Here is a 4,038-nt window from a genome sequence, read left to right as displayed (position 1 = left end):
CGGTCGACAGACCGCCCACCAACCCCCACCCCCACCACCACCCGCCACCCCACCAAGGGGGGCGCAACCAACAACCAACAGCACGCCGCAGGCGCAAACCCCAACCGACCAACAGCCAACTACTAACTACCCAAAAGCAAAAGGAAAGGGGTTGTCGGAATTTCCGACCCTTCGAATATGGCCTCTGAGCTGCGCAATCACGCAGAGAGAGTGAATTCCGATGTGCTCATAAAGCACCCGACAAGCCACCCCAAGAGGTTGCCGACGAGGCACCCCACAAGACCGCTCACAAGACGCAGGCCCGAGGCGACGCGAGGAGACACGCCCAGATCAGAGGCCGCGCCACTTCCCATGCGTGGATCAGACGTGATACTGTTGTCTTGTTGGAGCGGGGCAGGCACCCCGGCCCGACACCCCTTCGAACCACTCCCGAGACAACGGAGACGCGCCAATGACCGATCCTGTTCTTCCGTCCGACCTGCTGGTCGATGCGATGATCATCGAGGCCGAATACCAGGGCGCGCGGGAAGCCCTGACCAAGCTCAGCAACAAGCGGAAGAGCGCCCTTTACAAGCTGTGGCGGAACTGCAAGAACCCCAGCCTCATCGCGGCGAACTTGCCCGCGACGGTCAAGAAGGAAACCGTCGAGGCTGCCGTTCTGAAGCTGGCCCCGTCGCAGGATTTCGAAATCCTGGAATTGGACCTTTTCGCCAAGGTGTGACCGAACAGCCGGGCGGTAAGTGGCATTACCGCCCGGCAATGCCCCCCCTTTGAACCAAACCACAGAGAAAGCCAAGGAGACTCAAATGTCCGCCAACATCACCATGGGCAGCACCAAGAACCACCGGGGCGAGTTCGAGTTCATTTACGTCAGCGCCATTCGCGGCGTGGGTGAGAAGGTCGAGCAGGTCATCCCCGGAGCGTCGGAGTGGATGCTCTCGGTCGCCACGCAGGCCGACGGCTACGGGGAGGTTGTGGAATTCTGGGAGGTTATCGGCCAGGAACTCCGGGACGACACGATCAAGCGCCGGGGGCAGCGAAAGGCCCGGCAGTTGGCCAAGGCCCGAGAGGCATTCGCCACTCTGGTTACTGCGGTTGAATCCGCCGCAGTCGGCGAGATGGAGAAGGCCGCCCGTTCGGTTCAGCGCGCGTGGTCGCTCGGCTGGGCCGGAGTGAACTAAACCCCTCCGGCGTGACTTAAAGTCAATATTGTTTTGTAGTTGCCGGGGCGGGCGGTCCGCCCCGGCAACCACCCCCACCAGAACCCAGCCCGAGAGGACGTCCCCCGCCATGATCACGAGCAGCGCACCGACCACCACCGCCAGCGCCTACCAGGTCGGCGACATCGTGCGAGCGCCGTACTGGCAGCGCGGCCGGATCACTGGCTACCGGCGCGCAATCGTCATCGGGCGACTGGCCGACAGCACCGGGCCGGAGGCCGGCTACCGGGTGTGGTTCTACACGGTCGGCGCGCCGACGCTGACGTCGGACGGCCCCAACACCTTGGCCGGAGTCTTCCCGCGCGAGGTCAGCAAGATGGGGGACATCTACGGCATGTCCGAGCGCCAGATCAGCGCGATCACGCGGGCGGCGCGGACGCACGACCACACCCACCTACTTGCGGTGAAGGCCGAACAGCTCTGGCGCAAGCTCCGGGCCGCGCGAAAGTCCGAGCAGAGCTGAAATCCAATATCCGGAAGGCTGCGAGAATGTTCACAATTGCCTGCCTTGAATGTACTTCGGTCGGCTCACTTCGAGTATCTCCGGACACGCTATTTCGATGCCTTGAATGTCGCCACGAAATGACCGTGGATAATCTCCAGTTGGACCATTGGGAGATTTGGGCAGTCGACGAAAACGGGATTCTCGGGTTTGTTATCGACCCTGCCGAATCGCTACGCGAAATGTCTGCCGCGATTGACGAATACATGGGCGCGGAGCATGATTCCATGGGTGAATTGGAAGCCTTGCGGAAGTTTCGGGATGCAACTTACGACCTCCAGGGGGCATTGGAGGCAGGGTTCCCGTACCCGATCACGAAGGCGTGACGCTGCGCACGCTTCCCATCGTGCGCACGACATGATATTGTTCTCTTGTTGGGCAGGCGAGAGGTATAGCCCACCCGGCACCCTTCGAACCAAAAGCACGAGAGGTCACACGGAATGAAGAGCTTGACGGAGTTGTACGGCGAGTCGATCCACGAGTTCACCCGGGCCGACGCTCTGCGGGCGGGCGAGCTGGTGGAGGTCCCCCAGAGCCTTGCCCAGGAGGCCGGCTGGCGGTGGCCGGTGGCGCTGACCCGCGCCGCGTGGGGTGATTGCGTCGCGTGGAGCAGCGAGGCCGACGAGCGGCACCCCGGGCACGGGCAGTCGGAGACCGGGCGGCTGTGGGACGTGCTCCGGATGGCGTTCTACGCGGTGCGCAGCGCCAACCCGGGCGTCCGGGGGGTCCCGTTCGAGGTACTGCGGATTCCGACGGACGGCCCCAGCCGGGCGACCCGGGCGAGGCTGGCCGTCCACTGCGGCCCCGGGGACAGCGGGGAGCCCGTGATCACGATCATGCAGCCAGACGAGGACTGACCGGTTTCCCGGGGCCCGCCGCCCGCACGCGGCGGCGGGCCCGACCGGCCAATCCCGCTTCAAATCATGCTCGTGGCATGATATAGTTCTCTTGTTGGTCAGGGGCGGCACCCCCGACCACCCCTTCCGAACCAGCGACCACCCGGAGGAACCGATGTCCCGGACCAACAACACTCGCCCCACGGCGCTGACGCGCCAGGACCGGCCCTGGCTGCCGGTCGGCGCAATGTCCGGCAGCCGCCGCAAGCCGGCCCAGCAGGCGGCCCACAAGCAGGACCGCCGCGCGCTGCGGCTGGCCCTGCGGCACGGGTGGGAGCCGCCGCTTCCGCAGCGGCGGCGCGTGGACTGGGACGTCCACTAGCCAGCCCCGCCGGTCCCGCCGCCGGAGCGCGGCGGGACCGGGCCCCGGCCCCACTCCTCCCCCTTCGAACCACACCCAAGGAGAACCGATGTCGAACACCCCCGCCACCGTCAACCAGGTCGCCGACCCGACCGCGCTGCTCCCCGAACTCCCCGACCCGACCGGCGGTTTCGGATACGACTGGATGGAGTCGGTCGATGAGGCGGCCACCGGCTGGCGGGTCGTGGCCGGAATGAAGGACGGTCGGCAGCTCGGTGACTGGCCGCTGTACATCGTCGCCGTCTACCGCGACAAGAGCCGGGGGCTGTACGGGGTCGCCACCTACATCGAGGGCGACATCGAGGCGAAGGGCTTCACCGACCGCGCGGAGTACCTCGCTGCGCTCCTGTCGCACGTCGTCGACGACTGACGGACGCGGGCGCGGCGGTCGGGCGGGCCGGTTCCCGCTCGACACCGTGGCTTAGATCTGATAGAGTTCTCTTGTTGGCAGGCGGTGGGGTGGCTCCCCCCGCCGGGCCGGCGCCCCCTTCGAACCGAGGAGTCCGAATGAACCGCACCACCGCCCCCGCCCCCGACGCCCTGTTCGCCGTGAAGTGGAACGACGCCGAGGGGCGCAGCGCCCGGACCGTGAGCGTCGAGGGCACCGAGTTCGTGAAGCACATGTTCGGGCTGGACGAGGTGCCGGTCGGGCAGGTGCAGAACCGCTACCCCGCTCACCTCCTGGGCGGACGGCCGGTCCTCACCGCGACCCCGATCACGCTGGAGTGGCGCGCCCTCACTCGGGAGGAGGCCGCAGAGAAGGCCGCCAAGATCACCGGCACGTGGTGGAGCACCATCCCGGGCAGCCACCCGCTGAACCAGGAGCCCTCCACCGCCTACGAGATGGCCCAGACGGTGACCCTGCTCGCGGCCGAGGGAAGCCCCGTCGCCATCGGAGAGCACGTCATCGGCCTGATGTACATGGGCGAGCCCTGGCTGTTCATCGCGGAGAACACCCCGGAGACCTGGAACGGCTGATCCAGGACCCGGCCGCGCGGGGCGGGCGCCCCCCCCCCCCCCCCCCCCCCCCCCCCCCCCCCCCCCCCCCCCCCCCCCCCC

General features: G+C 67.0%; 8 protein-coding genes. All 8 read left to right on the top strand.

Going from position 1 to position 4,038, the window contains the following annotated elements; all coding sequences use genetic code 11:
• The first annotated feature begins 451 nt into the window (after positions 1-451).
• The 8 genes from ACWD4U_RS34590 to ACWD4U_RS34555 all read left to right on the top strand — a co-directional run bounded on the left by ACWD4U_RS34590 (position 452) and on the right by ACWD4U_RS34555 (position 3,957).
• Complete coding sequence (locus ACWD4U_RS34590; protein WP_363462201.1) at positions 452-721, top strand: hypothetical protein; 270 nt, start codon at positions 452-454, stop codon at positions 719-721.
• Between the two features lie 85 nt (positions 722-806).
• A complete protein-coding gene (locus ACWD4U_RS34585) occupies positions 807-1,181 on the top strand; it encodes a hypothetical protein (RefSeq protein WP_363462203.1) in 375 nt (124 codons plus the stop codon).
• Between the two features lie 109 nt (positions 1,182-1,290).
• Positions 1,291-1,683, top strand: coding sequence for a DUF6409 family protein (locus ACWD4U_RS34580; RefSeq protein ID WP_363462205.1), 393 nt, complete (start codon positions 1,291-1,293; stop codon positions 1,681-1,683).
• Between the two features lie 125 nt (positions 1,684-1,808).
• Positions 1,809-2,048 carry a hypothetical protein gene (locus tag ACWD4U_RS34575; RefSeq protein ID WP_363462207.1) on the top strand — a complete coding sequence of 80 codons (240 nt, stop codon included), beginning with the start codon at positions 1,809-1,811 and terminating at the stop codon, positions 2,046-2,048.
• Between the two features lie 114 nt (positions 2,049-2,162).
• Positions 2,163-2,579: a DUF6573 family protein gene (locus ACWD4U_RS34570; protein WP_363462208.1), complete on the top strand. Its 417-nt coding sequence runs from the start codon at positions 2,163-2,165 to the stop codon at positions 2,577-2,579.
• 154 nt (positions 2,580-2,733) lie between these two features.
• Positions 2,734-2,940 carry a hypothetical protein gene (locus ACWD4U_RS34565; RefSeq protein ID WP_363462209.1) on the top strand — a complete coding sequence of 69 codons (207 nt, stop codon included), beginning with the start codon at positions 2,734-2,736 and terminating at the stop codon, positions 2,938-2,940.
• Between the two features lie 88 nt (positions 2,941-3,028).
• A complete protein-coding gene (locus ACWD4U_RS34560; RefSeq protein ID WP_363462210.1) occupies positions 3,029-3,349 on the top strand; it encodes a hypothetical protein in 321 nt (106 codons plus the stop codon).
• Positions 3,350-3,486: 137 nt separating this feature from the next.
• On the top strand, positions 3,487-3,957 hold the full coding sequence (locus ACWD4U_RS34555; protein WP_363462212.1) for a hypothetical protein: 471 nt from the start codon (positions 3,487-3,489) through the stop codon (positions 3,955-3,957).
• Positions 3,958-4,038: the final 81 nt, after the last annotated feature.

The sequence above is a fragment of the Kitasatospora sp. NPDC002522 genome (assembly GCF_053595195.1).
This window is presented reverse-complemented; position numbering and strand designations above follow the sequence as displayed.

Bases quoted from the DNA above. Each gene is read 5' to 3' on its own strand.
- ACWD4U_RS34590 (WP_363462201.1), top strand. From the start codon at position 452: ATGACCGATCCTGTTCTTCCGTCCGACCTGCTGGTCGATGCGATGATC.
- ACWD4U_RS34585 (WP_363462203.1), top strand. From the start codon at position 807: ATGTCCGCCAACATCACCATGGGCAGCACCAAGAACCACCGGGGCGAG.
- ACWD4U_RS34580 (WP_363462205.1), top strand. From the start codon at position 1,291: ATGATCACGAGCAGCGCACCGACCACCACCGCCAGCGCCTACCAGGTC.
- ACWD4U_RS34570 (WP_363462208.1), top strand. From the start codon at position 2,163: ATGAAGAGCTTGACGGAGTTGTACGGCGAGTCGATCCACGAGTTCACC.
- ACWD4U_RS34565 (WP_363462209.1), top strand. From the start codon at position 2,734: ATGTCCCGGACCAACAACACTCGCCCCACGGCGCTGACGCGCCAGGAC.
- ACWD4U_RS34560 (WP_363462210.1), top strand. From the start codon at position 3,029: ATGTCGAACACCCCCGCCACCGTCAACCAGGTCGCCGACCCGACCGCG.
- ACWD4U_RS34555 (WP_363462212.1), top strand. From the start codon at position 3,487: ATGAACCGCACCACCGCCCCCGCCCCCGACGCCCTGTTCGCCGTGAAG.